At 70.1% G+C, this 24,052-nt stretch carries 23 protein-coding genes and 3 pseudogenes; 7 read left to right on the forward strand and 19 right to left on the reverse strand.

What is annotated here, in order from left to right:
- Positions 1 to 7: 7 nt before the first annotated feature.
- The 13 genes and pseudogenes from CGL27_RS21195 to CGL27_RS21250 all read right to left on the reverse strand — a co-directional run bounded on the left by CGL27_RS21195 (position 8) and on the right by CGL27_RS21250 (position 10,708).
- Complete coding sequence (locus CGL27_RS21195; RefSeq protein WP_078641930.1) at positions 8 to 430, reverse strand: cytidine deaminase; 423 nt, start codon at positions 428 to 430, stop codon at positions 8 to 10.
- Positions 427 to 1,722 carry an ABC transporter permease gene (locus CGL27_RS21200; RefSeq protein ID WP_119989293.1) on the reverse strand — a complete coding sequence of 432 codons (1,296 nt, stop codon included), beginning with the start codon at positions 1,720 to 1,722 and terminating at the stop codon, positions 427 to 429. The genes CGL27_RS21195 and CGL27_RS21200 overlap by 4 nt, the downstream gene beginning before the upstream one ends.
- Positions 1,719 to 2,852, reverse strand: coding sequence for an ABC transporter permease (locus tag CGL27_RS21205; RefSeq protein WP_119989295.1), 1,134 nt, complete (start codon positions 2,850 to 2,852; stop codon positions 1,719 to 1,721). Before CGL27_RS21205 ends, CGL27_RS21200 begins: the two co-directional genes overlap by 4 nt.
- Positions 2,849 to 4,465 (reverse strand): ABC transporter ATP-binding protein, encoded by a 1,617-nt coding sequence (locus CGL27_RS21210; RefSeq protein WP_107439364.1) that lies wholly within the window; start codon positions 4,463 to 4,465, stop codon positions 2,849 to 2,851. Before CGL27_RS21210 ends, CGL27_RS21205 begins: the two co-directional genes overlap by 4 nt.
- A 113-nt stretch (positions 4,466 to 4,578) precedes the next feature.
- Entirely contained in the window at positions 4,579 to 5,613 is a 1,035-nt protein-coding gene (locus CGL27_RS21215) for a BMP family ABC transporter substrate-binding protein (protein WP_119989297.1), read from the reverse strand.
- 410 nt (positions 5,614 to 6,023) lie between these two features.
- Positions 6,024 to 6,314 (reverse strand): hypothetical protein, encoded by a 291-nt coding sequence (locus CGL27_RS51020; protein ID WP_119989299.1) that lies wholly within the window; start codon positions 6,312 to 6,314, stop codon positions 6,024 to 6,026.
- Complete coding sequence (locus CGL27_RS21225; RefSeq protein ID WP_119989301.1) at positions 6,311 to 6,904, reverse strand: hypothetical protein; 594 nt, start codon at positions 6,902 to 6,904, stop codon at positions 6,311 to 6,313. The genes CGL27_RS51020 and CGL27_RS21225 overlap by 4 nt, the downstream gene beginning before the upstream one ends.
- 110 nt (positions 6,905 to 7,014) lie before the next feature.
- A complete protein-coding gene (locus CGL27_RS21230) occupies positions 7,015 to 7,953 on the reverse strand; it encodes a DNA-binding protein (protein ID WP_240451083.1) in 939 nt (312 codons plus the stop codon).
- A 140-nt stretch (positions 7,954 to 8,093) separates the two neighbouring features.
- Positions 8,094 to 8,234, reverse strand: a pseudogene (locus CGL27_RS52150) (helix-turn-helix transcriptional regulator); the annotation flags it as partial.
- Positions 8,235 to 8,362: 128 nt separating this feature from the next.
- A pseudogene (locus tag CGL27_RS21235) lies at positions 8,363 to 8,950 on the reverse strand (DUF5753 domain-containing protein); the annotation flags it as partial.
- A gap of 119 nt (positions 8,951 to 9,069) precedes the next feature.
- Positions 9,070 to 9,924 carry a helix-turn-helix transcriptional regulator gene (locus CGL27_RS21240; protein WP_119989302.1) on the reverse strand — a complete coding sequence of 285 codons (855 nt, stop codon included), beginning with the start codon at positions 9,922 to 9,924 and terminating at the stop codon, positions 9,070 to 9,072.
- A 24-nt stretch (positions 9,925 to 9,948) separates the two neighbouring features.
- Positions 9,949 to 10,476, reverse strand: a complete 528-nt coding sequence (locus CGL27_RS21245; RefSeq protein ID WP_119989304.1) for a DUF6879 family protein — start codon at positions 10,474 to 10,476, stop codon at positions 9,949 to 9,951.
- The gene (locus CGL27_RS21250; RefSeq protein WP_119989306.1) at positions 10,448 to 10,708 is read right to left on the reverse strand and encodes a hypothetical protein; all 261 of its coding nucleotides are present in this window, start codon (positions 10,706 to 10,708) and stop codon (positions 10,448 to 10,450) included. Before CGL27_RS21250 ends, CGL27_RS21245 begins: the two co-directional genes overlap by 29 nt.
- Positions 10,709 to 10,939: 231 nt before the next feature.
- Here CGL27_RS21250 and CGL27_RS21255 point away from each other — a divergent pair, with 231 nt between their 5' ends.
- The 4 genes from CGL27_RS21255 (at position 10,940) to CGL27_RS21265 (ending at position 12,875) form a co-directional block, all read left to right on the forward strand.
- Positions 10,940 to 11,578, forward strand: a complete 639-nt coding sequence (locus tag CGL27_RS21255; RefSeq protein WP_119989308.1) for a hypothetical protein — start codon at positions 10,940 to 10,942, stop codon at positions 11,576 to 11,578.
- Entirely contained in the window at positions 11,575 to 11,802 is a 228-nt protein-coding gene (locus tag CGL27_RS21260; protein WP_119989310.1) for a hypothetical protein, read from the forward strand. Before CGL27_RS21255 ends, CGL27_RS21260 begins: the two co-directional genes overlap by 4 nt.
- A gap of 376 nt (positions 11,803 to 12,178) precedes the next feature.
- Positions 12,179 to 12,307 (forward strand): hypothetical protein, encoded by a 129-nt coding sequence (locus tag CGL27_RS53180; RefSeq protein ID WP_260613373.1) that lies wholly within the window; start codon positions 12,179 to 12,181, stop codon positions 12,305 to 12,307.
- Between the two features lie 79 nt (positions 12,308 to 12,386).
- On the forward strand, positions 12,387 to 12,875 hold the full coding sequence (locus tag CGL27_RS21265) for a hypothetical protein (RefSeq protein ID WP_119989312.1): 489 nt from the start codon (positions 12,387 to 12,389) through the stop codon (positions 12,873 to 12,875).
- A gap of 61 nt (positions 12,876 to 12,936) precedes the next feature.
- On the opposite strand, the gene CGL27_RS21270 is transcribed toward CGL27_RS21265, so the two are convergent.
- From CGL27_RS21270 to CGL27_RS21290, 5 genes are all read right to left on the reverse strand, one after another.
- Positions 12,937 to 14,148, reverse strand: a complete 1,212-nt coding sequence (locus tag CGL27_RS21270; RefSeq protein ID WP_119989314.1) for an amidohydrolase — start codon at positions 14,146 to 14,148, stop codon at positions 12,937 to 12,939.
- Between the two features lie 190 nt (positions 14,149 to 14,338).
- Positions 14,339 to 15,577 carry a hypothetical protein gene (locus CGL27_RS21275; protein ID WP_205587726.1) on the reverse strand — a complete coding sequence of 413 codons (1,239 nt, stop codon included), beginning with the start codon at positions 15,575 to 15,577 and terminating at the stop codon, positions 14,339 to 14,341.
- Between the two features lie 116 nt (positions 15,578 to 15,693).
- Positions 15,694 to 16,626 (reverse strand): N-acetylneuraminate synthase family protein, encoded by a 933-nt coding sequence (locus CGL27_RS21280; protein WP_119989316.1) that lies wholly within the window; start codon positions 16,624 to 16,626, stop codon positions 15,694 to 15,696.
- Positions 16,627 to 17,826 carry an acylneuraminate cytidylyltransferase gene (locus CGL27_RS21285; RefSeq protein WP_119989319.1) on the reverse strand — a complete coding sequence of 400 codons (1,200 nt, stop codon included), beginning with the start codon at positions 17,824 to 17,826 and terminating at the stop codon, positions 16,627 to 16,629.
- A 74-nt stretch (positions 17,827 to 17,900) separates the two neighbouring features.
- Complete coding sequence (locus CGL27_RS21290) at positions 17,901 to 19,226, reverse strand: DUF6716 putative glycosyltransferase (protein WP_205587937.1); 1,326 nt, start codon at positions 19,224 to 19,226, stop codon at positions 17,901 to 17,903.
- A 223-nt stretch (positions 19,227 to 19,449) separates the two neighbouring features.
- Here CGL27_RS21290 and CGL27_RS21295 point away from each other — a divergent pair, with 223 nt between their 5' ends.
- From CGL27_RS21295 to CGL27_RS21305, 3 genes are read left to right on the forward strand one after another with little or no spacing between them, the layout of a single operon-like run.
- Entirely contained in the window at positions 19,450 to 20,427 is a 978-nt protein-coding gene (locus CGL27_RS21295; RefSeq protein ID WP_078641949.1) for a glycosyltransferase family 2 protein, read from the forward strand.
- Complete coding sequence (locus tag CGL27_RS21300) at positions 20,427 to 21,836, forward strand: polysialyltransferase family glycosyltransferase (protein WP_119989323.1); 1,410 nt, start codon at positions 20,427 to 20,429, stop codon at positions 21,834 to 21,836. The genes CGL27_RS21295 and CGL27_RS21300 overlap by 1 nt, the downstream gene beginning before the upstream one ends.
- Positions 21,833 to 23,035 (forward strand): acyltransferase, encoded by a 1,203-nt coding sequence (locus tag CGL27_RS21305; RefSeq protein ID WP_119989325.1) that lies wholly within the window; start codon positions 21,833 to 21,835, stop codon positions 23,033 to 23,035. The genes CGL27_RS21300 and CGL27_RS21305 overlap by 4 nt, the downstream gene beginning before the upstream one ends.
- A 15-nt stretch (positions 23,036 to 23,050) precedes the next feature.
- On the opposite strand, the pseudogene CGL27_RS21310 reads toward CGL27_RS21305, so the two are convergent.
- A pseudogene (locus tag CGL27_RS21310) lies at positions 23,051 to 23,880 on the reverse strand (aminoglycoside phosphotransferase family protein).
- Positions 23,881 to 24,052 lie beyond the last annotated feature (172 nt).

Below are 24,052 nucleotides of genomic sequence, written 5' to 3' on the forward strand. Positions count from 1 at the left end.
GCGGGCGTCAGCCGTGGGCGGCGGCGCGGCGCAGATCGGCGGGGCCGAAGGCGTCCGGGAGGAGTTCGGCGAGCGGGCGGATGCCCGTGAGGGTGTCCATCTGGAGCTCGGGGCCGCCGTGCTCCCACAGGAGCTGACGGCAGCGGCCGCAGGGCATCAGTACGGCGCCCTCGCGGTCGCAGCAGGTGAAGGCGGTGAGGCGGCCGCCGCCGGAGGCGACGAGGGAGGAGATCAGGCCGCATTCGGCGCACAGCGCGACGCCGTACGCCGCGTTCTCCACATTGCAGCCGCTGACGGTGCGGCCGTCGTCGACGAGCGCGGCGGCGCCCACCGGGAAGTCCGAGTAGGGGGCGTAGGCCCGGGACATGGCGTCCCGGGCCTGTACGCGCAAGCCCTCCCAGTCGGGGGCCGCGGCGGCGGAAGTGCTCATGTGCCCTGTCCCTTTCGATAGGGCCTGTTGTTCGCCTTGGGCATCCGCAGCCGCTGTGAGGCGAGGCCCATGACCAGCAGGGTCACGATGTACGGCGTGGCGCTGACCAGGTCGTTGGGGACCGTGTCGGTCAGGGCGTACCACAGCAGCAGCGCGACGGCCGCGGCGCCGGACACCGCGCCCGCGACATAACTCTTGCGGACAATCCGCCAGGCCGCCAGCGCGGCGAGGCCGAGTGCCACCAGGATCAGCAGGGCGTGGACGGTCGCCCCGCCGTTGCGCAGCTGCAGGGCGTCGGAGTAGCCGAAGAGACCGGCGCCCATCGCGAGCCCGCCCGGCCGCCAGTTGCCGAAGAGCATGGCGGCGAGGCCGATGTAGCCGCGGCCGCCGGTCTGGCCCTCGTTGTAGATGTGCGAGCGGACGAGGGCGAGGAAGACCCCGCCGAGCCCGGCGAGGGCGCCGGAGATCACCACGGCCGCGTACTTGTAGAGGTAGACGTTGACGCCGAGGGACTCGGCCGCCGTCGGGTTCTCACCGCAGGACCGCAGCCGCAGGCCGAACGAGGTCCGCCACAGGGCGAAGAAGCTGCCCACGACCAGGAGGATGGAGACGACGGTCAGCGCGGAGATGTCGGTGACCAGACCGCCGAGGATGCCGGCGACGTCCGAGACCAGGAACCAGTGGTGGTTCTCCAGGTCGGCGAGCCAGTCGGACAGTCCGGGGACGGTGAACGTCTGGATGGGGTCGACCTGCGGGGAGTTCTTCGGGGAGCCGCCGATGTCGCCCAGCGGCTCGAACCAGCGCTTGGCCAGATAGGTGGTGGCGCCGAGGGCGAGGATGTTCATCGCCACACCGGAGATGATGTGGTCCACCCCGAAGGTGACGGTGGCCACCGCGTGGACCAGACCGCCGACCGCGCCGCCGAGGACGCCCGCGAGCACGCCCACCCAGGGGTTGGTCTGGTAGCCCGCCCAGGCGCCGAAGAAGGTGCCGAGGATCATCATGCCCTCGAGGCCGATGTTGACCACACCGGCCCGCTCGGACCACAGTCCGCCGAGGCCCGCGAGGCCGATGGGCACGGCCATGGAGAGCGCGGCGGCGATCTGCCCGGAGGAGGTGACGCGGTCGAAGTCCGCCTGCTGGGCGGCGTCGACGAACGCCCGCAGCACCGACAGCGCGACCAGCGCCCCGGCGACGATCAGCAGCACCTTGCCCAGGGACATCCGGGAGGCGGGCCCGTTCCCCTTGCCCGGCGTGCTTGTGGTCTTGGTGGTGGTCACCGTGGCACTCATGCCGGCACCTCCGTCTCCGTCTTGTCGATGCCCTTGTCGGCCCTGGCCTGGGCGGCGAGTTCCGCGCCGACCCGCTGCTGCTGGCGCTTGAGCCCGTAGCGGCGCACCAGTTCGTACGCGATGACGACACACAGGACGATCACGCCCTGCATCACGCCGACGATCTCCTTGTCGTAGCCCTCGAACTCCAGGCGGTTGGCGCCGCGCTCCAGGAAGCCCCACAGCACGGCGGCCAGCGCGATGCCGACCGGGTTGTTGCGGCCGAGCAGCGCGATGGCGATACCGGTGAAGCCGATGCCGGTGGGGAAGTCGGAGGTGAACTGGTGGGTGTCGTTGAGCAGGGTCGGCATGCCGATCAGACCGGCCATCGCGCCCGAGAGCACCATGCTGGTGAGCACCATGCGCTTGACGTTGACGCCGCTGGCCTGCGCGGCGGACTCGGAGCGGCCCACCGCGCGCAGGTCGAAGCCGAACCGGGTGCGCCCGAGCAGGAACCAGAAGCCGATGCCCGCGAGCGCCGCGACGACGATGAAGCCCCAGATGGGGTCGAGGTCGCCGCCCGCCGGGAAGGTGAAGAAGTGGCTGGAGGTCGGCAGCGGGTCGGTGGCCACGATGTTGGTCTGCTTGTCGAGGTCGGCCAGCCGCCCGTCCACCAGCAGATAGCTGATGACGATGCCGGAGAGGGAGTTCAGCATGATGGTGCTGATCACCTCGCTGACGCCCCGGTAGACCTTCAGCAGACCGGCGATGGACGCCCACATGGCGCCGACGAGCATGGCGACCAGGATGATCAGCGGGATCTGCACCAGCCCCGGCAGCTTCAGCGCCCCGCCGACGACGGCGGCGAAGAAGGCGGCGAGCCGGTACTGGCCGTCGACGCCGATGTTGAAGAGGTTCATCCGGAAGCCGATGGCCACCGAGAGCCCCGCCAGGTAGTACGTCGTCGCCTTGTTGAGGATGTAGACCTGGCTGTCGGCCTTCACCCCGTAGTCGAACATGATGCCGAAGGCGTTGAACGGCTCCTTGCCGGTCGCCAGCAGCACCAGCGCGGTCACCACGAACGCGGCGGCGAGCGCCAGCACCGGGGCGGCGACCGCGAGCAGCACCCGCTCCTTGTCCAGCTTCTTCATCGGGCCTCTCCCCCGGTCGCGGCCTCGGTCCCGTCGTCGGCCGGGTGGTCCAGACGGCCGGAGGCGGCGCCGGTCATGGCCGAGCCCAGCTCCTCCGGGGTGATGGTGGCGGGGTCGGCGTCGGCGACCAGCCGGCCGCGGAACATCACCCGCAGGGTGTCGGACAGGCCGATCAGCTCGTCCAGGTCGGCCGAGATCAGCAGCACCGCCAGGCCCTCACGGCGCGCGGTGCGGATCTGGTCCCAGATCTGCGCCTGGGCGCCCACGTCCACACCCCGGGTGGGGTGCGCGGCGATCAGCAGCTTGGGGTGGTGGCTCATCTCCCGGCCGACGATCAGCTTCTGCTGGTTGCCGCCGGACAGCGAGGCCGCGGTGACCTCGATCCCGGGCGTACGGACGTCGTACTCGGCGACGATCCGCTCGGTGTCCCGCCGGGCGGCGGCCGGATTGAGCAGCCCGCCCTTGCTGTTGGGCACCTCGGTGACATGGCCGAGGATGCGGTTCTCCCACAGCGGCGCCTCCAGCAGCAGTCCGTGCCGGTGGCGGTCCTCGGGGATGTAGCCGATGCCGTCCTCGCGCCGCTTGCGGGTGGGCGCGTGGGAGATGTCGGCGCCGTCGAGGGTGATGGTGCCGGCGTCGGGGTCGCGCATGCCCATGATGGCCTCGACCAGTTCGGCCTGGCCGTTGCCCTCCACACCGGCGATGCCGAGGACTTCGCCCTTGCGGATGGTAAAGACGATGTCGTCGAGCACGGCCCGCTCCACCCCGTCCACATCGGTGGCGGTCAGCCGCAGCGCGTCCACGACGAGCATCTCGGTGTCGGTGACGGTGGATTCGCGGGTCTCGGGCGAGGGCAGCTCGCTGCCGACCATCAGCTCGGCCAGCTGCCGGGGGTCGGTCTCGGACGGTGCGACGGAGGCGACCGTGGTGCCGCGGCGGATGACGGTGATGTCATCGGCCACGGAGAGCACCTCGCCCAGCTTGTGCGAGATGAACAGCACCGTCAGACCCTCGGACTTGAGCTCGCGGAGGTTGTCGAAGAGCGCGTCGACCTCCTGCGGGACGAGGACGGCGGTCGGCTCGTCGAGGATGAGCGTCCGGGCGCCCCGGTAGAGGACCTTGAGGATCTCCACGCGCTGACGGTCCGCCACCCCCAGGTCCTCGACGAGGACATCGGGGCGGACGCCCAGCCCGTAGGCGTCGGATATCTCCTTGATCCGGGCGCGCGCCCTGCCGCTGATGCCGTGCAGCTTCTCCGCGCCGAGGACCACGTTCTCCAGCACGGTGAGGTTGTCGGCGAGCATGAAGTGCTGGTGCACCATGCCCACTCCGCGGGATATGGCGTCCGCCGGGGAGTGCAGTTCCACCGTCTCGCCGTCGATCGCGATGGTGCCCTCGTCCGGGCGCTGCATCCCGTAGAGGATCTTCATCAGCGTCGACTTGCCCGCGCCGTTCTCGCCCACGAGGGCGTGCACGGTGCCGCGGCGCACAGTGATGTCGATGTCGTGGTTGGCGACGACTCCGGGGAACCGCTTGGTGATTCCGTGGAGTTCTACGGCGACGTCGGTGACGGCACCGGCGGGAGCGCCCTTGGGTGGGCTGGCGGCTTCGATGGCGCACTCCTGAGGGGCGACGGAGGTGGGGCGGGCCGGGGGCCGGACCGGCCGGATGTGCCACGGACCCGGGCGGACACCCGGGGGTGCCGTACGGATCCGTGGCCCGAGGGTCAGTCCTTGTAGGTGTCGTTGACCTTGATCTGGCCGTCGACGATCTTCTTCTTGGCCGCCTCGATCTTCGGCTTGATGTCGTTGATGAACCCGCCGGAGTAGGAGAGGGAGACGCCGCCGCGCTTGAGGTCGTAGGACTGGACGCCGCTCTCGGGCTTCTTGTCCTTGACGACGCTCTTGATGAAGTCGTAGACCGAGCCGTCCACGGTCTTGACCATGGAGGTCATGATCGAGTTCTTGTACTGGGCCAGGCCCTTGTCGTAGTACTGGTCGCCGTCGACGCCGATCGACCAGGTGCCCTTCTTGCCCGCGGTCGCCTCGATGGCGCCCGCGCCGGAGCCGCCGGCCGCGGAGAAGATCACGTCGACCTTGTTGGAGAGCATGCCCTCGGCGATGTCCTTGCCGCGGTCCGGCATGCCGAAGCCCTTGGGCGAACCGACCTGCACCCACTGGACGTCCAGGGACGCCTTGGGGTTGGTGTCCTTCAGGCCCTGCTGGAAGCCGCCCGCGAACTTCTTGATCAGCGCGCTGTCGGTGCCGCCGATGAAGCCGACCTTGTTGGACTTGGTCTTCAGGCCCGCGGCCACGCCGGCGAGGTAGGAGCCCTCGTGCTCGGCGGAGACCAGGCTGGCCACGTTCTTGGCCTCGACGACCGAGTCGACGATGGCGAAGTCGGTGTCCTTGTACTTCTTGGCGGCCTTGGTGAGCGAGGGGGTCCACGCGTAGCCGACGCCGACGACGGGGTTGTAGCCCGCCTCGGCCAGGCTCGCCAGCTTGTCGTAGCGGTCGGCGTCGGTGTCGCCGTCCTTCGCCGTCAGCTCCTTGCCCTTGACGTCGAAGTCCTTCAGGGCCTTGTCGTAGCCCTTGGCGGCGGAGTCGTTGAAGGAGTGGTCGCCACGGCCGCCGACGTCATAGGCCAGGCCGATGCCGGCGTCCTTGCTTCCCTCTTCGGAACTGCTGCCACACGCGGTGACGGAGAATGCGAGAGCCGCGGTGGCAATGCCCGCGACCGCTATCGTGGATACCCGGCGCACGAGGGTCCCCTCTGATGTTCTCGAAGCGCCCCTTGCGGCGCTGGCTCCGCCGCATCGTAACGCGCGTAGATGCCAGATAAAGGCCCCCTCGGAAGCTGTTATCGGATCGTCGCGAACCTCTCGTGTCCGCCAGGTCTACACAACGTTTCGGGCGGGCAAAACGGCCGCGTTTGCGCCCGGTATTTCCCCTTATGAGACCCGCCGGGCGAGGCTCTGGGATCGAGTAGGAGGCGGCCGGGGCGGGGGCTTTCTCGTGCGGGACTCCGGCCCGCGGTCCCCAGATCGGGGCCGGAGCCCCTGCCCTGCGGGCGGCGGCCGCGCCTGGCCGCACCGACCTCAGGGCGCCGGGAGGGTGGGCCGCCGGCGCCGTCGTCCGGTTCGGGGCCCGGAACACCAGCGACCCACCCGGTCTACGTGGCCGTCCGCTGCCGGGGCGCGCGGATCGGCGGGAGGCCTCCGTCCGGCGTGGCGGGACGCAGCGCCTGGCGAGCCGCCTCGCATGAGGGCGCGCAGACGTACAACTGGCACGTCTCAATGACGCCGCCGTAGTCCACCTCCACCGTGCAGATGGGCCGGTCCGCGTAGAGGCGCGTCGCACACAGGGCGCAGTTCCAGCCCTGGAGCTGTCCGAAGACCCACTTCCGGCCGGGCTTCCGCAACTCGGCGATCCGCTCCTGCTCGGTGCGCTCGTCCTCCGTCACCGGGCGTGCCCCTGCTCACGGATGCGCCGCATGGCGGCGGCCTCGGCCACCGAGTCCTGCTGGCAGGCCCGGGCATGGCGGGGGCAAGCGTACACAGTGCGTCCGGCGCCGCTGCCGCCGTGCTGGACGTCGACGATGACCGGTTCGTCAGTGGGGAGTTCGCAGCGATGGCAGGTCTGGCGGCCAAGCGGGACCGAGCCGAACTCGGCCCGGTCGGCCTCGGCCAGTGCTCCCCATAGCGTGAAGGCGTCGGTGAGGTAGTGGTCGGCCGAGAGCGGCACGCGCCAGTGGGTGCCGGGGCCCTCCGCCCTGGAGATGGGCGGCACGCCGAGATAGGTGCGCTCATCCGTCAACTCGGTGAGGACGCGGACTTGCCGCAGGTGCCAGCTTGTAGCGGTGCCTACGGCGACGAGCCAGTAGAGGGGGCCGTGCTTGTCCTGGATGACGGCACCGGTCTGCTCGCCGAGCAGTTCGAGGGCGCGTTCGCCGACGGTCGGGGCCGCGCGCACGGCGTCCCACGATTTGCCCACCGGTAACGCCTCGACGTCCTCGGTGTTCGGCGGTGTCCACGGCAAGGTTCTGGTCGTCATGGTCGGCTCCGTGCGGTCTGTGTGCTGACCGTCACAGAGTGCCGACGCGGGAAGGTCCCGATTTCCCTAAGGTAGGGACACCGGAACCTTGACAATGCGTGCACAGTTGGTTACACGCCGCTCCACTGGGCGAACTCGCGCAGTGGCTCCGCCGCCCTCTGTCGCGCCCGCAGCAGCGTCCCGACCGTCTGATGCACCTCGGGGTGGTATCGGGTCAGCTGCGGCGCCTTCTCTCGGGCCTGCTCCAGTGAGGCCAGCGCCTCGTCATGACGCGCTGTCCACGCCTCCGCACTGGCCCGTCGGATCAGGAACCCCGCCACCCTGGTGGGCTGGTACGAGTCCGGCAGCCGCACATCTTCAGCGACGCGGACGGCGGTCTCATAATCGTCCTGGAACATCGCGACATCCAGCCGTCCCAGATTCACGTTCAACTCCCCGAACGCCAAAGCGTACCGAGATCCAGGCGGCTCCTCGGCCGCGTCCGCCGCTGCTCCAGCTTCGGCCAGCTCCTCGGCCTGACCGAGCCAATCCCTTGCGGCGGCGTGGTCTTTCTGCACCGCGCTGAGCCCCGAGGCGCGCAGGAGCAAGGTGCCCCGCACGGCCCTGGTCGCCGGGTCGCCATCGTCGTCCAGGTCGCGCAGCGCCTGCCGCATCAGCGCCACACCACGGTCGGGACGCGAAGTCTCTGCATGGGTGATGACGGCACGCTCGTACCTCTCGACCGCGACCTGCCGGGGGTCTCCGGACTCGGGCGCGGCTACGGCCATGCGAGCCAGGGCGAGCCGGGCCAGGTCCATGTAACCGAGCCGGTACGCGACGATCGCCGTCGTCCTCGCAACCTCCGCTTGGAGGTTATGCGCTCGCTCGCGGCCCCTGCCCGGCGCCGTGTGAGCTTGTACGGCGAGTGCCGTATCGGTGATGAGTTCTGGCAGTGCCTCAGCCGCCGCCCCGAACTCCCCCTGCGCGCGCCTCTTGGCGACGACCTTTGTGTCCGCTGCGATGTCGTCCAGCGGGCGCAGCGGCAGATTGTCCTCGGGGGGATGTCCCACGCGTCCAGCGCACTGCTGATGGGCGCGAGCAGTCGATCGAGCTGGTCCTTCTGGAGCATGTGGATGTACGGCTGGCCGTGAAGGACGGAGAGTGTGACGCCGAGCGCGCGGGCAACGGCGGCGAGGACGGATGGGCTGGCCGGCTGTTCACCAGTTTCCACTCGGGAGAGCTGGCTGGTGGATACGTGGGCACGTCGGCCCAGCTCGGCGAGGGAGAAGTCTCGGATAAGGCGGAATTCGCGGATGCGGGCGCCGATGTGCTTGCCGCTGGTCTCGGGCATACTGACTCCCAATTGCGTGCTGACACTCGCAATGTACCGCCGGTCGGCTCCGTGGGTACTGCCGATCGGCCCCCATTTCGGTGGGGCCGTCACGCTTCCTGGACGCGACGAATGCCCCTCGCCCGGAGTCAGTGCAGGGCTTCGACAGCCTTCAGGATCAGCGCCCGCGCCTCGGCCCCGTACACGGCCATGCCGCGCAGTTGCTCGAACGCCTTCACATACATTGCGATCTCCGACGGCTGGGTGACGTTCACCTCGGCGGAGAGCAACTCGACGGACACCAGCGTGTCGTCGTGCACGTCGAATGTCTCCTGCGGCCCCAGAACCCGCTCGCGCGTCCCGGCCGGGATGATGCCGAACGACACCTGCGGCAGGGCCCCCGCGGTCAGCAAGTAGCCCAGTTGGGCAGCCATCGCGTCCGCGTTGCCGAGCTGGTAATACAGCACGGCCTCCTCGACGAGAAACACGTAACGGTGCCCCGGCTCGTGGATGATCTGCGACCGCTCCAGGCGGGCCGCCGCAGCCTCCGCCCCGTCGTCGGGGAACTCAAGAAACCGCGCATTCATCGACAGCAGCGCTCTCGCGTAGCCCTCCGTCTGCAACAGGCCGGGGACCAGGACCGGCGAATAGACGCGCAGCAGTTCCGTTGACCGGTACAGCTGTGTGTAGCTGTCCTGGAGCTTGGCCAGACCGGTGCGCACGCGGCGCCGCCACTCCCGGCATTCAATGGACGGTTGGGGCATGTCGTCTCCCGTGTCGTCGTACTCCGATGTGCACCAACCTCGCCCGGCGGGGTCAGCTTTCGAGCGTAGGGAGCTTTTTGTCGTGCCTGAGGTCAGTGCAGGGCCTCAATGGCCTTCAGGATCAGCGCCCGCGCCTCGGCCCCATACACGGCCATGCTGCGCAACTCCTCGAACGCCTTCACATACAGGGTGATCTCGGAGGGTTGGTTGATCCGCACCCTGGCGGACACCATCTCCACGGACACAAGCTTGTCGTCATACACATGGAAGGTCTCGCGTGGCCACTGGCAACGCAGGCGCGCGGCTGCCGGGATGATGCCTAGGGACACCGTGGGGATCGCGCCAGCAGTAAGGAGGTAGCCGAGCTGCGCTGCCATCGCGTCGATGTCGGCGATCTGGCAGTGCAGGACGGACTCTTCGATGAGCAGGGCAAAGCGACGGCCGGGGTCGTGGATGACTCGCGAGCGGTCGACCCGGGCACGCGCGGCCTCGGCACCGTCGTCAACAGGGAGTTCACGGAAATGGGCTGCCGCGCTGAGGACGCTGGTCGCGTAGCCCTCGGTCTGAAGGAGGCCAGGGACGAGCGTGGACGAGTACACGCGGAAACGGTTTGTGGTGCGGAAGAGCTTGCCAGTGTTCTCCTGCAGCTCTGTCAGACCCCTGCGGATCTGGTGGCGCCACTCCCTGTACATCGACTCGGCGCTCACCGATTGCACGATGATGTCCTGCGCCTGGGACTGTGCTCCAGTGGCAGCGCACCACTGGCGGATGTCGTTGGCCGTGGGGCCGGTGATCGCATTCTCGATGCGGGACGTCTTGGAGTGGTGCCAGCCGCACCGGTTTGCCAGCTCGGTGATCGTCAGTCCTGCCTCTTTGCGTAGGTCACGCAGTCGTCCGGCGACGACCTCGCGAGCGGCCTGGGCAGACGAGGATGGGGAGACGGGCATAAGCTGGCTTACCGGCGTTTTCTGCTAGCGGATCTCGTACTGCTCGTGCGGGACAGCTCTGGCCCATACCTCGTCAAACGCGGTGGCGCACAGCTTGGCGGCGGCGGGATCGTCTGAGGGGTCCTGGCCCGCCGACCCGCCATCGCCCGTGAAGTGGTTCCACCGAATGATGCAGCTGTCGAAGAGCCAGAAGTCATTGCCTGGCAGGGCGATGTCGGACGCGCGGCGGCGTGGGAGCCAGCGCACCTGTTCGCCTGCCGCGATGTTGGTGAAGGTGCCGGAGTGCTCGAAGCGGATGTATTCGCTGACCGGCTCAGACACGATCCGCGCGCGGCGCACGACGACGCCGCGGGCAACGGTGTCCTGGATCAGGTCCAGCCACGGCCGCCACCAAGACTCGCGGTCTGCCGGGTCATGGCGGAAACCCTGGCGCCACGCCTCGAACTGCTGCCGTTCGCTGTCGACCGAGTAGACGTCGCGCATCTCCAGGTGCACGGCTGAGCGCGTGCAACCTGCCATCAGTTCAGCGAACGTCGGTGCGCTCGACGGCATCGCATGCCTCCCTGATCATGTGCACCATCCTGGCGGGGATACGGATCACAGCCTCGTGCGCCGGGATCCCCTTCGCGTGACCGGAGACCTCGAACGCCGCACATTCGGCTTGGAGTTCTGGGCTCGGCTTCCATCCCTGGAAGACGAGTTCGTGCTTCTCCTGGTCGACCCAGACCGTAGGGCTCTCGTCATCGCCGGTGTTCGGATCGATCCCAACGAACAGTAGTGCCATGGCTGCCTCCCTCAAAGTGGTGTGCAGATTTCTGCAATCACCTCACCTCCATGAAGCCCGAGGGTCAAGAGCACAAACCTGCCAACATGCCTCTACAGGGGAAGTGCTGCACAGATCTGCACACTGCTGGTATCGACGCTGTTCACGCTCCTAGCGTCGGCGGATACCACGAAACCCCAGCGAGGCGGCGGAGCCTCCCGGGGCGCGGCCAACGCCACGAGGAGCGCCAGCATGGCCACTTCCACCACCCGTCCGCCGGCCGGCGAGGAGCGGGGCCATACGGCGCGAGCCCTGCCGTGGACACCGCCGAACACTGCGGATGTCGAGGCGTTACCCGCAGGTAAATGGTGGGACGCGGTGCGGGCTGCGCCGACCGTCGGGGAACGCGCCCTGCAGCTGCTCGGCGAGGAGACCGGCGCCGTCATCCAGGACAAGCACGGCCCCCTGTACTGGTTCGTCGCCGTGGGCACCGCGACGAGCCGGCACCTCCGGCACGTCCGCGTCCTCACCGAGCTCGCGGACGAGAGTACGTATCTCGGCGTACCGCCCGCCTCCTGGACCAGGGGCCCCCGGACCCACTGGCGCGTGCCCCTCTCGACCGACCACTACCTGACCGACGCCTGGAAGCTGTGGGAGGCGCTGGCCGAGGCTGACCGTGCCGCATATGGCCGCGTCCCCGACGGCCGCCAACTCTGCTACCGCTGCCGGCTGCCCACCGACGAGCCGATCCCGGTCGAGGTGGAAGACGGCCGCAGCGCCGTCGGCAAGGTCACCTATGCCTGCCCCACCCACGCGCCGCTCGACTCGAAGCGCGAGCCGGGGAGTCTCACCAGCGCGACCACGGCCGAGCACGAGGGGCGGCCCCGATGACGACCTGCCCCCAGTCCTCCCTGCTCCCGGGCATCGAGCTGCCGGACCCCGAAACCCTGACCGGGCCACAACTCCAGGGCTGGGACTGCGCCCTGTGCGAGCAGCGGCTATTCGCCGACCAGCTACTCGGCACGGTCGAGTGGACCTGCGGCGGCGTCACCAAAGAGGACGTCGACCTGTACGCGTGCCGCCCGCTGTGCAAGGAGGTCGCCGGTGCCGCATAGAGCCCAGCGGCACATCTTCCGTGCCGCCCGCGCCGGTGCGGTCGTCGGCCTGGGCCACCCTGCTGGTGGGCGTCGTCGCCCTGCGCATCGCCGGCACCCCGGCCCCTTGGACCGGGTGGGCTGCTGGTGTTCCTGGCCCCCGTACCCGACGACGGCGCCGACGGGCCGCCCTCCAAGACCCCCTGCCGGTCGGCACGAGCCGACGCGGCCACCGACGAGGCAGGGGTGACGGGAACTCCGGTACCGGTCTGAACCACAGGTCGGAGTCCCTTCCAGCAAGGCTCGCCCCGGCCTCCCGCTTGCAGGCCAGTGGCCGGGACGAGCACCGCGCCATCGCGCGGGGACACCCGCGCGCCAGTGAACTCACGGAGGCCCCATGCGATTACAGCACGCCGTCGTCCACCAGGACCCCGAGGACGGCGACACCATGCCGGACACGGACGCACCGTCACCGAGCGGCCGGGCACCCGGCGACTCCGACGACGGACGCCAGTACGCCAAGTAGCCGACGTCCGACGCCCTGGGCAAACGGCGGCCCGCGCCCGGAAGCGCGGGCCGCTCCCAGCACGCAGGAGGTACCCCGGATGGCCGCTCCGCCCCCGCCCATGCCGACCCACTGGCACTGCTACCGCTGGACCGGAGACCGCCGCACCTACGACGACGAGTCCGCCCGGCGGCCACCGCACCTCGTCGTCCAGGACATCCCGCCCCAGGAATGGAAGCGGATCGCGGCGGCCAGCCCCGCCTTCATGGCGAGCGACGTACCCCCACTGGAAGTGCCGCACTGGCTGCTCCGCCCAGCCAGAATGATCAAGGCCACCTTCGAGGCACCGGATAAAGCCTTCGCCTGGTACAGAGACCAGGTCGGCGGCTTAAGCCGGTCCTTCCTCACCAACCACGACAAAGACTCCTCCCGACAGGCCGAGCGGTTCGCGGCAGCGGATGACCGGCTCGGCTGGGGCGGTGACGTCGTCGGCGGCTGGTACCTCCGTGGCACCGGATTTGCCTCGGTCCAAGTCGTCGCGTGCAGCGCGAACCGCATCCGCCCGACGATCCCGTGCCCGATGGGCTGACGCCTTCTCGGTGCGCGGCCGGGCGAGCGCATGCCACCCGGCCGCATACCGTGCTCCAGGTTCAGGCGAGCAGAGCCGCCGCCGTGAACAGCTCCACGCCCACCGCGATGGCGTCCTCGTCCACATCGAAGTCGCCCGCGTGGAGGTCTCGCCGGGTGGTGTCGCCGACCGTACGCACGCCCAGCCGGGCCATCGCGCCGGGCACCCGCTCCAGGTACCAGGAGAAGTCCTCGCCGCCCAGCGACTGTTCGGTGTCCTCGACCGCGTGCGCGCCGCAGCGGGCGATCATGGCGTCCCGCAGCAGCTCGGCGGAGCTCGCCTCGTTGACCACCGGCGGGACCCCGCGGATGTAGTTGATCTCCGACTTGGCGCGGTGCAGGGTGGCGATCTCGTCCACCGCGGCATGGACCAGGTCGGGCGCCTCCCGCCAGGCGGGCAGGTCCAGGCAGCGGACCGTGGCGGACAGCTCGGCGTGCTGCGGGATCACGTTGCAGGCGTGGCCCGACTCCACCCGGCCCCAGGTGACGGCCAGGCCCGAGCGGGCGTCGACCCGGCGGGCCAGCAGCGCGGGCACCTCGGTGATCACCTTGGCGGTGGCGGTCACCAGGTCGGTGGTCAGATGGGGGCGCGCGGTGTGGCCGCCCGGCCCGTCCAGCGAGATCTCCAGCCGGTCGCAGGCCGAGGTGATCGGCCCGACGCGCAGCCCGATCCGGCCGACCTCGACCTTCGGGTCGCAGTGCAACGCCAGGATCCGGCCGACGCCGTCCAGCACGCCCTCCTCGATCGCGTCGGCCGCGCCGCCGGGCAGCACCTCCTCGGCGGGCTGGAACAGCAGCCGCACCGGACGCGCCAGCCGCCCCTCGCGGGCCAGCTCGGCCAGGACCAGACCGGCGCCGAGCACCACGGTGGTGTGCACATCGTGGCCGCAGGCGTGGGCGCGGTCGGCGATGGTCGAGCGGTAGTCGACCGTCTTGGTGTCGGGGATGGGCAGTCCGTCGATGTCCGCGCGCAGCGCCAGCAGGGGCGCCACGCCATCGCGCGGGCCGATGTCACAGATGAGGCCGGTGCCCGAGGGCAGCACCCGCGGCTCCAGTCCCGCCTGCTCCAGCCGCGCCTTGATCGCGGCGGTGGTGCGGAACTCACAGTTGCCGAGCTCGGGGTGCATATGTACATCGCGCCGGAAGGCGATGAGTTCGGCACGCAGCTCGTCGGGGAGCGTGCCGGGCAGGGCCGGCGCTTCGGCGGGTGTGGCATCGGTCGCATCGAGGGACATCAATTGCTTCACCTGAAGAAGCGTAGAACGCCAGGTGGGCCCACCGAATGTCGATCAACAAAAATTCAATCTCTTCGGGTACGCAAAAGTACCCGGCGCGGTGCATGATCCCCCTAGTCAGGGGGTATAACAGCCCGTTTTGCGGCCGGTCGCGGGTGAGAAGCGCCACACGGCCGTACGGGCGACGAGCTCAGGACGCCGCGAGCGGTGCCGCGGGCGAACCCGGGCTCCCCGGCGGGGCCGGATCCCTCGGCGGGACCGAACCCTTCGGCGGAGCCGGGTCCGTCGGCGGCCCCGAGCTCAGCCGGCGCACATCGCGGGCCGTGCCGGTGACCCCGGACAGAAAGCCCTGGGCGCGCGGGGAGGCGTTGCTGGTCAGCCAGGCGGGGTCCACATCGCAGACCGCGACCTGCACACCGGTGCCCACGAGCGCGAGCGGCAGGGTGTGCACCACGGTCGAGGGGAAGCTCACGATCGTGTGGCCGATGGGGCCTCGGCGGGCTATCAGCTCGAGCGGCAGATCGGGTCGTACGATCTCAAGACCCACCTCGGCCGAGACCCGGTGCAGCTTCTCGACGCTCTCGCGGCGGTGGGCGAAGTAGCGGGTGGCGCCATGGGCGCGGGTCAGCGAGCCGACCGCCTCCAGATAGCGCTCCAGGTCCACCACGCCCGTCTCGACCAGGGAGGTGCCGACCAGGTCGGTGCCGCCGGTGAGCCGGGGCGGGCCGAACCGGGCCCGGGTCCAGGCGAAGTCGTTGGCGGTGATGGTGACCCCGTCGGGCGCCTCCACCGGCATCGAGCTGAAGACCTCGACCCGGCGCTTGGCGCCCGGGGTGAGCCGACGCCGCGCGGTGGCGGAGACCGGCGCGAACACCATGTCGCGCGGCCCCCGGTTGCCTCGCCGGTGCCAGCGCACCAGGGGCTCCCCCTTGGCGAGCTGGGAGATGAACTCCATGGTGGCCGTGCCGTCGTCCACCACGACCAGGTCCTTGGCGCGGGTGAGGGTCAGCAGTAGCTGGACATAGCGGGAGAACGGATCGCCTATCACGATCCGCGCGGCCCGGCGCAGCGGTCCGCGCAGCCCGCTGATCGTCTTGACCGGCGCACCGGCCCCACCCCGCGCGTCCTCCCAGCGCACGGCGAAGCCCTCGTCCCGCGCCAGCTCGGCCATCCGGCGTAGCTGGCCGCGGGTCATCGGGTCGTGCGGGGAGAGCACCACCACGGTGAGGTCCTGGGGCGCCGTGGCCTCCAGGCCCTGGGCGCGCTGGTCCGGGCCCTGGGCGCGCTGGTCCGGGCCCTGGGCGCGCTGGTCCGGGCCCTGGGCGCGCTGGGCGTCGGCGTACGCCCACTCCAGCACGTTCAGCAGCTGAACCGGGCTCTCGACGAAGGCAAGAGTGACCGGAGGGGCAAGGGGGGCAGCGGAGACCATCGCACCGTCCAAAGGCAGGGCCCGGAAGCGGCGGGCAGCCCCTGACGCGTCAGAGGTGCCCGCCGCTTCCGGGCGAGGGCCGGGCACACCGGCCGGAGAATTCACGGCAGAGTGCCTCAGACCGCGGCGGGCTCGCGGTCGGCGGAGTCGGACTCGGCGACGACGCCCGCGACACGGCGGAGCTTCTTCATCGGGCCGAGCTCGCTCTCGTAGACCTTCTTGACGCCGTCACCGAGGGAGTCCTCGATGGTGCGGATGTCCCGGACCAGCCGCGTCAGGCCCTGCGGCTCGACGGAGGCGGCCTGGTCCGAGCCCCACATGGCGCGGTCGAGGGTGATGTGGCGCTCGACGAACGCGGCACCCAGCGCGACGGCGGCCAGCGTGGTCTGCAGACCGGTCTCGTGGCCGGAGTAGCCGATCGGCACGTTGGGGTACTCGGCCTGCAGCGTGTTGATCACGCGCAGGTTGAGCTCCTCGGCCTTGGCCGGGTACGTGGAGGTGGCGTGGCACAGCAGGATGTTGTCGCTGCCCAGCACCTCCACCGCGTGGCGGATCTGCTTGGGGGTCGACATGCCCGTCGACAGGATGACGGTGCGGCCGGTCGCCCGCAGAGCGCGCAGCAGCTCGTCGTCGGTCAGCGAGGCCGAGGCCACCTTGTGCGCCGGGACGTCGAACTTCTCCAGGAAGGCGACGGCCTCGGTGTCCCACGGGGAGGCGAACCAGTCGATGCCGCGCTTCTTGCAGTGCTCGGAGATGGCGGTGTACTCGGCCTCGCCGAACTCCACGCGGTGGCGGTAGTCGATGTAGGTCATCCGGCCCCAGGGGGTGTCACGCTCGATGTCCCACTGGTCGCGGGGGGTGCAGATCTCCGGGGTTCGCTTCTGGAACTTGACCGCGTCACAGCCGGCCTCGGCGGCAGCGTCGATCAGCTTGAACGCGTTCTCCAGGTCGCCGTTGTGGTTGATACCGATCTCACCGGTGACGTAGACCGGGTGGCCGGGACCGGCGATCTTGTCGCCGAGGGTGCGGAGGCGAGAGTTGGAGCTCACTTAAGACAGTTCCTTTCCGAGAATCCACGAGGCGATCTCGCGGATCGCGCCGTCCCCTCCGGGGGTGGAGGTGACCGCACGTGCAGCGCCGCGCACGACGTCGTGCGCACCTGCGACCGCCACGGGCCAGCCGACAAGGCCGAAGCACGGGAGGTCGTTGACGTCGTTGCCGACGTAGAGCACGCGCTCCGGCGCGATGCCCTGCTCCTCGCACCATTGCTTCAGTGCGAGATCTTTTCGGTCGATGCCGTGGAGCACGGGGACCTGGAGTTTGCGGGCCCGTGCGGCGACGACCGGGTTCTTTTCCGTCGACAGGATCAACAGCGCCAGCTCAGCGCGGCGCAGGGCGGCGATCCCGAGCCCGTCGCCGCGGTGCACGGCCACGAGTTCGCGTCCTTCGGAGTCGACCAGCACCCTGTCGTCGGTCTGGGTGCCGTCGAAGTCGAGTACCACCGCGTCGATGTCCTCGCGGGTGGGGAGGGCGCCCGGCCGCTCGGCGTCGAGCAGCGGGGCCAGCGCGCGGGCGCGGGCCAGATCGTGCGGATCGTCGATCTCCAGCACCCGGGCGGGGTCGGTGCGCACCAGGTCGGTGCGGCCGAAGAAGCGGTGCCCGGCCTCGCGGAAGCCGCGGGCGTCCATCGCGTAGGCGGCGCCGGTCTCCAGGAAGTCCTGGGGGCGGTCCTGGCGGCGCGGGCGGTAGGACTTGTCGTGGTTGACGCCGTCGCCGCCGTCCGTCTCGGGGTCTTCGCCCTCGCGCCAGACGAAGCCGTGGAAGGGGGCCACGGTCAGGGCGGTGTCGGCGCCCTTCTCGGCGACCGCCGCGGCCACTCCGTCGATGTCCTCGCGGATGATGAACGGGCTGGTGCACTGCACGAGGAGGACCACGTCCACGGTGGTGTCGTGCGACGCCTCGTACGCGTCCATGGCGTGGATCACCGCGGCCTCGCTGGTGGCGGTGTCACCGGCGATGTCGGTGGGCCGCTGGATGACCACGGCGCCCGCACCGCGGGCGGCGGCGGCGATCCCGGCGTCGTCGGTGGAGACGACGACGTCGGTCACCAGCCGGCCGGCCCGGCACTCCATGACGGCGCGAACGACCAGCGGCACGCCTCCCACGGCGGCGAGGTTCTTCGCGGGGACGCCCTTCGACCCGCCGCGGGCGGGGATCACGGCGAGCACACATGGGCTCGGGGCGGTCATGGCGGCTCCTTCAGGGGTTGCAGAGGTGATCGAGGCCGTCCCGGCCTCCTCTTGGTTCGCGCGCGCGTCGTCGCTCACAGCTCCCCCATCCGCCGGATAACGGGGGCCACGCGCTGCACGCCGTGGCGGTAGGCACCGCGGGCCGCTTCGCGCATCGTGTTGCGCACCACCCGCCGCAACGCCGAGACCTGCGCCTCGTCCTCGGCCGAGGCCCCGGGGCGGGGCGAGCCGTCCGGCTCGAAGCCGTACCGGGCGAGCCGGCCGGGCAGATAGCCGGGCGCGGTGGTGGGGGTGTAGAAGGGGGCGAGCGGCGGGAGCGTCGGTGCGGCGGCCAGCTCGGCGACCCGGTCCCGCGCGGCATCGAACCAGGTCTCGTACGGCCCGTCGGCGGCGACGCCCTGACGGCTGAGCCACTCGGCGTTCGGCTCCGGCAGGTGCCCGGCGTCAAGCTGGTCCCAGGAGGCGAGACAGCCGGAGCCGAGGAAGTGGTGGTTGCCGAGCGTCTCCCGCACCCCGAGGTCGGTGAGGACGGCGGTCGGTATGGAGCGGTGCAACGACTCCAGGGCGGCCGTGGAGCTGACCGTGACCAGCAGGTCCGCGGTGTCCAGGACCTCGCCCATGTTCCCGTAGGCGAGCCGGAAGTTGGCGGGCAGATCGTCGCCGAACTTGGCGATCAGCTTCTGGTAGGGAAGCTCTTCGATATGCGTGGTGTGCTCGCCCGGCTTGCTGCGCAGCTTGACCACGACCTCGCGGTCCGGATGGCGGCGCGCGTGCTCCACCGCGCGGCGCAGCAGATAGGTGCGGTCGGCGCGGTTGTCCGGGACGGACGGCTGGACGGCGAAGACGACCGTGCCGCCGGGGTACTTCCGCCCCAGCCGCGCCTTCGCGTCGTAGCGGTCGCCGCCGAGGAAGGGCAGCGCGCATTCGACGACGCTGTTCCCGTCGGCGCCGACGCCCGTGTAGACGTCGCGGAAGCGGTCGGCGTCATGGCGGGAGTTGGCCAGCACCACATCGGCGCCGTGGCGCAGCAGCAGACCGTCGGCCAGCTTCTCGTAGACGACACCGACATAGCCGGTGACGACCACGGGGCGGCGCTCGTCGTCCTGCCAGGCGTGGCGCAGTCCGTGCAGCATGGCCTGGACGGCGCCGCCGACCAGCGAGAGCACGATCACGTCATAGCGCTCACGGTCCACGGCCCGTACGAATTCCACGCCCGTGACCTCGCGCATCGCGTCGGCGCGCACTCCGACCTCGGTGAGCTGCCGGGCGGTCGGCGTGGCGCGGCCGCGCAGCAGGAAGCCGTCGAGGCGACGGCCCGAGGCTGAACCCGACTCGTCCGGTACGAGGCGATGCGCGGTGAGCGCGCCCCATTTCCACCGGGTGTCGGAATCGGCGAGCACGGCGACTCGCACGGAGGGATTGGTACGTGAGGACACGTCGCAGACGCTAGGAAGCGTTGTCGATTCACGGCCCAACGCAAGAGCAACAAAGGGTTAACAGAACGTCGACGATTGGAGAATCGGCTGGCTGGAGCGGCGGGTTAACCGTTCCGACGTGTTTCGTTCACCTCTACGTACACCCTAGGTCAAGACGAATGCCGAACAGCGACCTAGCGTCACCCGCGTGGTTAAGCTCTCCGTCATCGTGCCGTTCTACAACGTGCAGACCTATGCCCCCGACACGCTCAGAAGTCTGCGCGCGAACGCGCGTGAGGACTTCGAATTCATTCTCGTCGACGACTGTGCCACCGACGGGACGCCGGAGATCCTGGAGCGCGCCGAACGCGACCTTCCGGGGGCCGTCTACGTGCGGCACGAGAAGAACGGTGGGCTGGCCACCGCCCGGAACACCGGCCTGGACAACTCCACCGGCGAGTACATCACCTTCCTCGACGGCGACGACTGGCTCGCCCCCGGCTACTACGAGCAAATGCTCGCGGCGATCGAGGACTTGGGGTGCGACTTCGTCCGCACCGACCATGTCCAGTGCACCGCCCGAGCCCGCTCGATCACCCGGGTGCCGCACGGCCGTCGCAATGTGGTGATGAACCCGCGGGACGCGATCCTCCCGGCCGACCGCTCCACCTCCGTCGACTACCCCTATGCCTGGGCGGGCATGTACCACCGCCGCCTGGCCGACGAGGGGCTGCTGCACTTCACCCACGGGCTGCGCACCGCCGAGGACCGGCCCTGGATCTGGCGGCTGCACCGCGAGGCCCGCAGCTTCGCCGTCCTCGGCGTGCACGGAGTGTTCTACCGGCGAGGGGTCTCCTCCTCGCTCACCCAGATCGGGGATGTGCGGCAGCTCGACTTCATTCGCGCATTCGACCAGGTCATCGAGGAAACCGCGCGGGACCGCGACGCCGACGCCCTGCTGCCGAAGGCCGTCCGCACTTACTGCGCGATCATTTCCCACCACCTGGGCAACATCGAGAGATTCGAACCACAAGTGGCCCGCAAACTCCGATCCATGTCGGCGGCGGCGATGAAACGCATGCCCCAGGACGTATTGAAGGACGCACTGGATTCCATGGACTACGAGCGCGCCGCACGCCTGCGGCGAGTCAAGCGCCGGCCCGCCGGGGCGGAGGTGGCGGCCTGATGTCCGCCTACAAGCCGCTGGCGGAGCGCAAGCGCACCCAGATCTTCCTCGCCTCGACCCTCTATGGGGCGGCGACCCTCGCGGCCGCGATCGACGCGGACAGCGTCGGCCCGGCCGACCGCCGGCTGCTGCTGATCAGCAACAACGCCGCGACGCCGGAGACCACCCCGCCGGTCGACGAGATGCCCGGCTTCGAGCGGCTGCGCGGCCGCTTCGACCGGGTGCTGTCCTGGAACGAGACGATCTCGCCGTTCCACCCCGGCGGCTGGGCCCCGCGCGTGGACGACGCCCCGCTGTGGGAGCGCCATCTGCGGCTGCTGTGGAACCTCGGCGACGACAACATCGAGCTGATCCTGGAGTCCATCCAGGTCAACCCGGCGATGGCGGTCGCCAATGTCTTCCAGGGCGCGCCCATCGACGTCTACGCGGACGGCCTGATGAGCTACGGCCCGACCCGCAACAAGCTGGACCCGCTGATCGGCACCCGGATCCGCCGGCTGCTCCACCTGGACCTGGTGCCCGGGCTGCGGCCGCTGCTGCTGACCGAGTTCGGCGTCGAACCGGAGATCCTGCCGACCGAGGTGTTCACCAAGGTGCTCACCGAGATCGCCGACGCCGCCCCGCGCGGTGTCGTCTCCGCCAGCGAGCGGATCGCCGTCGGCAACGGTCCGGCGCTGATGCTCGGGCAGTATCTGTCCGCGCTGGACATCCTCACTCCGCAGGAGGAGGAAGAGCTGCATGTGCGGATGTTGCGCGGCGCCGTGGCGCTGGGCCACCACACCGTCGTCTTCAAGCCGCACCCCACCGCCCCGGCCCGCTGGTCGCGGATGCTGGAGAAGAAGGCCGCGGAGCTGGGCGCGGAGCTGACCGTCATGGACACCCCGGTCCTGGCCGAGGTGCTGTACCAGCGGATGAGTCCGGCCCTGGTCATCGGCTGCTTCTCCACCGCGCTGCTCACCGCCGACGTCTTCTACGGACTTCCGGTGGCCCGGATCGGCACCGATACGCTGCTGGAGCGGCTCACCCCGTACCAGAACAGCAACCGCATGCCGGTGACGATCGTGGACGCGCTGCTGCCCGACCTCGAGAACCACAAGGCGGTGGCCGCCGCGCAGCCGGTCGACGAGCGGGCGGGCAAGCGGCTGGCCGGACTGATCACCGCGGTCGGCTTCTGCATGCAGGCCAAGATCTACCCGGATCTGCGGCCCGCCACCGAGCGCTATCTGGCCGCCCACCTGGACAACCAGACCTGGCGCTACTTCAAGAAGCGCCGGCTGACCGCGCTCGCCCTGCCCGGGGCGGTCCCCTCGCAGCTCGCCTTCATCCCGCGCAATGAGACGGTGCGCAAGGTCGCCCGCCGGGCCCGGGCCATCAAGCGGGCCGCCCTCAAGCGGACGGTCACCGGATGAGCGCGCCGCCCGCTCCCGACGCCGGGCCGATATCCACCGCGGCGGCGACGGCTCCCACGCCGACGCCGCCGCGTGCCCCCGATCTCGCTCTGGAGCGATCCGCCGAGCGCACCGCGAAGGCGGCCGCGCGCGGCGGCGGCCATCCGGTGCGGCTGCGGGCGCTGGACGGGCTGCGTCTGCTCGCCGCGCTCATGGTGGCCGCGTACCACTACGGCGGGCGCGACGGTGAGATAGCCCAGGCGTGGGGCTCCTCGCCCCGCGTCCAGTTCCCCACCCTCTCCAGCACCTTCGCCTACGGCTGTCTGGGCGTCCAGATCTTCTTCGTCATCAGCGGCTTCGTCATCTGCATGAGCGGATGGGGACGGCCGCTGCGCTCGTTCTTCGCCTCGCGCGTCTCCCGCCTCTATCCCGCCTACTGGGTCGCGATCATCCTGGTGACCGCCGTCTTCGCGCTCCCCTGGGTCACCTACAAGGCGGTGTCGCCCAGCGACGCGCTGGTCAACCTCACCATGCTGCAGCAGCCGCTCGGGGTGGACCGGGTGCTGGGCGTGTGCTGGACCCTCTGGGCCGAGCTGCGGTTCTACGCCCTCTTCGCGCTGTTCGTGGTGCTGCCGGGCGCGACCCGGCATCGAGTGGTGCTCTTCTGCGCCGTCTGGACGCTGGGCTCGGCGTTCGCCGAGGCCGCGAACCTGCCACTGCTGGACGTCGTCCTGATGCCGGAGTACTCCTCGTACTTCATCGGCGGCATGGGCATCTATCTGCTCCACCGCTTCGGCCACGACGCCCTGTCCTGGGGCATCATCGGGATCAGCTTCCTGATCGGCCAGCACTACGCGATCCGCGATCTGTGGCACCCGGCCAACATCGACGCGTTCTCCTACCGCTCGGCCGCCGCCATCATCGGCGTGGTCGCCTTCGGCTATGTGGCGGTGACACTGATCGCGCTCGGCAAGCTGAACTGGGCGAACTGGCGCTGGCTGACCGTGGCGGGCGCCCTGACCTACCCGTTCTACCTGGTCCATGAGCATCTGGGCTGGGTCGTCGTCTGGGTCCTCCACCAGAAGCTGGGCATCCCCTCCTACGGGACGTTCGCCCTGACCGTACTGGTGATGCTGGGCCTCGCCTGGCTGCTCTACCGCTTCGTCGAACAGAAGCTCACCCCGGTGATCAAGCGCTCGCTGACCACGGTCCGGCTGTAAGGGCTCGACGTACTCTCAGAGGCTCCCCTCGCCGGTTTCGGCGGCGAGGGGAGCCCTGCTCGTCGCTGACATTGCCGACAGCACCTCATGGATCACATGGCGTGCGTTGGCCGCCATCGTCGGATTGGTGTCGCCGGGAGCAGATTCCAGACCGGGATCAGATCGCAGGCCGGGTCGCCCACCCCGGCGGTCCCGAAGTCGATGACGGCGCTCAGCCGCCCGTCCGCGACCAGCAGATTGCCCGGCATCAGATCGGAGTGCACCCACACCGGCGGCCCGTCCCACCCGGGCGCCGCCAGCGCCTCCTCCCACGCCGCGGTAGCCGCCCCGGTGTCGATCGTGCCGTGCAGGAGGCCGATCGCGGTCCGGGTCTCCTCGTCGACCTCCCGCAGCGGTCCGCCCCGGTAGGCGGGCGGCCCGTCCGCGGGCTCGATCCGGCGCAGGGCGACGATGAACTCCGCGAGATCGGCAGCGAGCCGTCCGGGCCTTGCGACGCGCCCCTCCTGCGGATTCTCCCCGTCGAGCCACCGATGGACCGTCCACGGCCAGGGGAAACCGTCCCCCGCCACGCCCTTGCCGAGCACCGCGGGAATGGGAACCGGCAACGCGGGGGCGAGCCGCGGCAGCCAGTGGTGCTCCCGCTCCACGTCCCCGGCCCCACCCGCGATCCGCGGCAGCCGTACGGCGAGGTCGCCGCCGAGCCGGAACAGGGCATTGACGGTGCCCGACGAGGCGAACCGCTCGATGGGCAACTCCGCCCACCGGGGGAACTGCGCGGCGAGCAGCCGCCGTACGAGAGCCACATCGATGGGCCGTTCGTCGGCATGCATCGCGCTCGCGCTCATCGGCACCCCTTTCCTGAGTCGTGTGGGACACCACTACGCGTCAGGGGAGGGCCCGGCGGCAACCCAATTTGCCCGGAGGGCATCAGGGGGCGCCCTGCGGGTGGAGACGCGTGCGGCGGACTGCCCCCTTCCCGCCCCTTCCCGCAGCACCGATATGCGGCTCCGCCGCGTG

The organism is Streptomyces sp. 11-1-2, assembly GCF_003595545.1.
Lineage (GTDB): Bacteria > Actinomycetota > Actinomycetes > Streptomycetales > Streptomycetaceae > Streptomyces > Streptomyces hygroscopicus_B.

Bases quoted from the DNA above. Each gene is read 5' to 3' on its own strand.
- CGL27_RS21260 (WP_119989310.1), top strand. From the start codon at position 11,575: ATGACGACCTGCCCCCAGTCCTCCCTGCTCCCGGGCATCGAGCTGCCG.
- CGL27_RS21285 (WP_119989319.1), bottom strand. From the start codon at position 17,826: ATGACCGCCCCGAGCCCATGTGTGCTCGCCGTGATCCCCGCCCGCGGC.
- CGL27_RS21275 (WP_205587726.1), bottom strand. From the start codon at position 15,577: ATGGTCTCCGCTGCCCCCCTTGCCCCTCCGGTCACTCTTGCCTTCGTC.
- CGL27_RS21255 (WP_119989308.1), top strand. From the start codon at position 10,940: ATGGCCACTTCCACCACCCGTCCGCCGGCCGGCGAGGAGCGGGGCCAT.
- CGL27_RS21245 (WP_119989304.1), bottom strand. From the start codon at position 10,476: ATGCCGTCGAGCGCACCGACGTTCGCTGAACTGATGGCAGGTTGCACG.
- CGL27_RS21225 (WP_119989301.1), bottom strand. From the start codon at position 6,904: ATGACGACCAGAACCTTGCCGTGGACACCGCCGAACACCGAGGACGTC.
- CGL27_RS21200 (WP_119989293.1), bottom strand. From the start codon at position 1,722: ATGAGTGCCACGGTGACCACCACCAAGACCACAAGCACGCCGGGCAAG.
- CGL27_RS21300 (WP_119989323.1), top strand. From the start codon at position 20,427: ATGTCCGCCTACAAGCCGCTGGCGGAGCGCAAGCGCACCCAGATCTTC.
- CGL27_RS21205 (WP_119989295.1), bottom strand. From the start codon at position 2,852: ATGAAGAAGCTGGACAAGGAGCGGGTGCTGCTCGCGGTCGCCGCCCCG.
- CGL27_RS21305 (WP_119989325.1), top strand. From the start codon at position 21,833: ATGAGCGCGCCGCCCGCTCCCGACGCCGGGCCGATATCCACCGCGGCG.
- CGL27_RS21240 (WP_119989302.1), bottom strand. From the start codon at position 9,924: ATGCCCGTCTCCCCATCCTCGTCTGCCCAGGCCGCTCGCGAGGTCGTC.
- CGL27_RS21265 (WP_119989312.1), top strand. From the start codon at position 12,387: ATGGCCGCTCCGCCCCCGCCCATGCCGACCCACTGGCACTGCTACCGC.
- CGL27_RS53180 (WP_260613373.1), top strand. From the start codon at position 12,179: ATGCGATTACAGCACGCCGTCGTCCACCAGGACCCCGAGGACGGCGAC.
- CGL27_RS21195 (WP_078641930.1), bottom strand. From the start codon at position 430: ATGAGCACTTCCGCCGCCGCGGCCCCCGACTGGGAGGGCTTGCGCGTA.
- CGL27_RS21250 (WP_119989306.1), bottom strand. From the start codon at position 10,708: ATGGCACTACTGTTCGTTGGGATCGATCCGAACACCGGCGATGACGAG.
- CGL27_RS21270 (WP_119989314.1), bottom strand. From the start codon at position 14,148: ATGTCCCTCGATGCGACCGATGCCACACCCGCCGAAGCGCCGGCCCTG.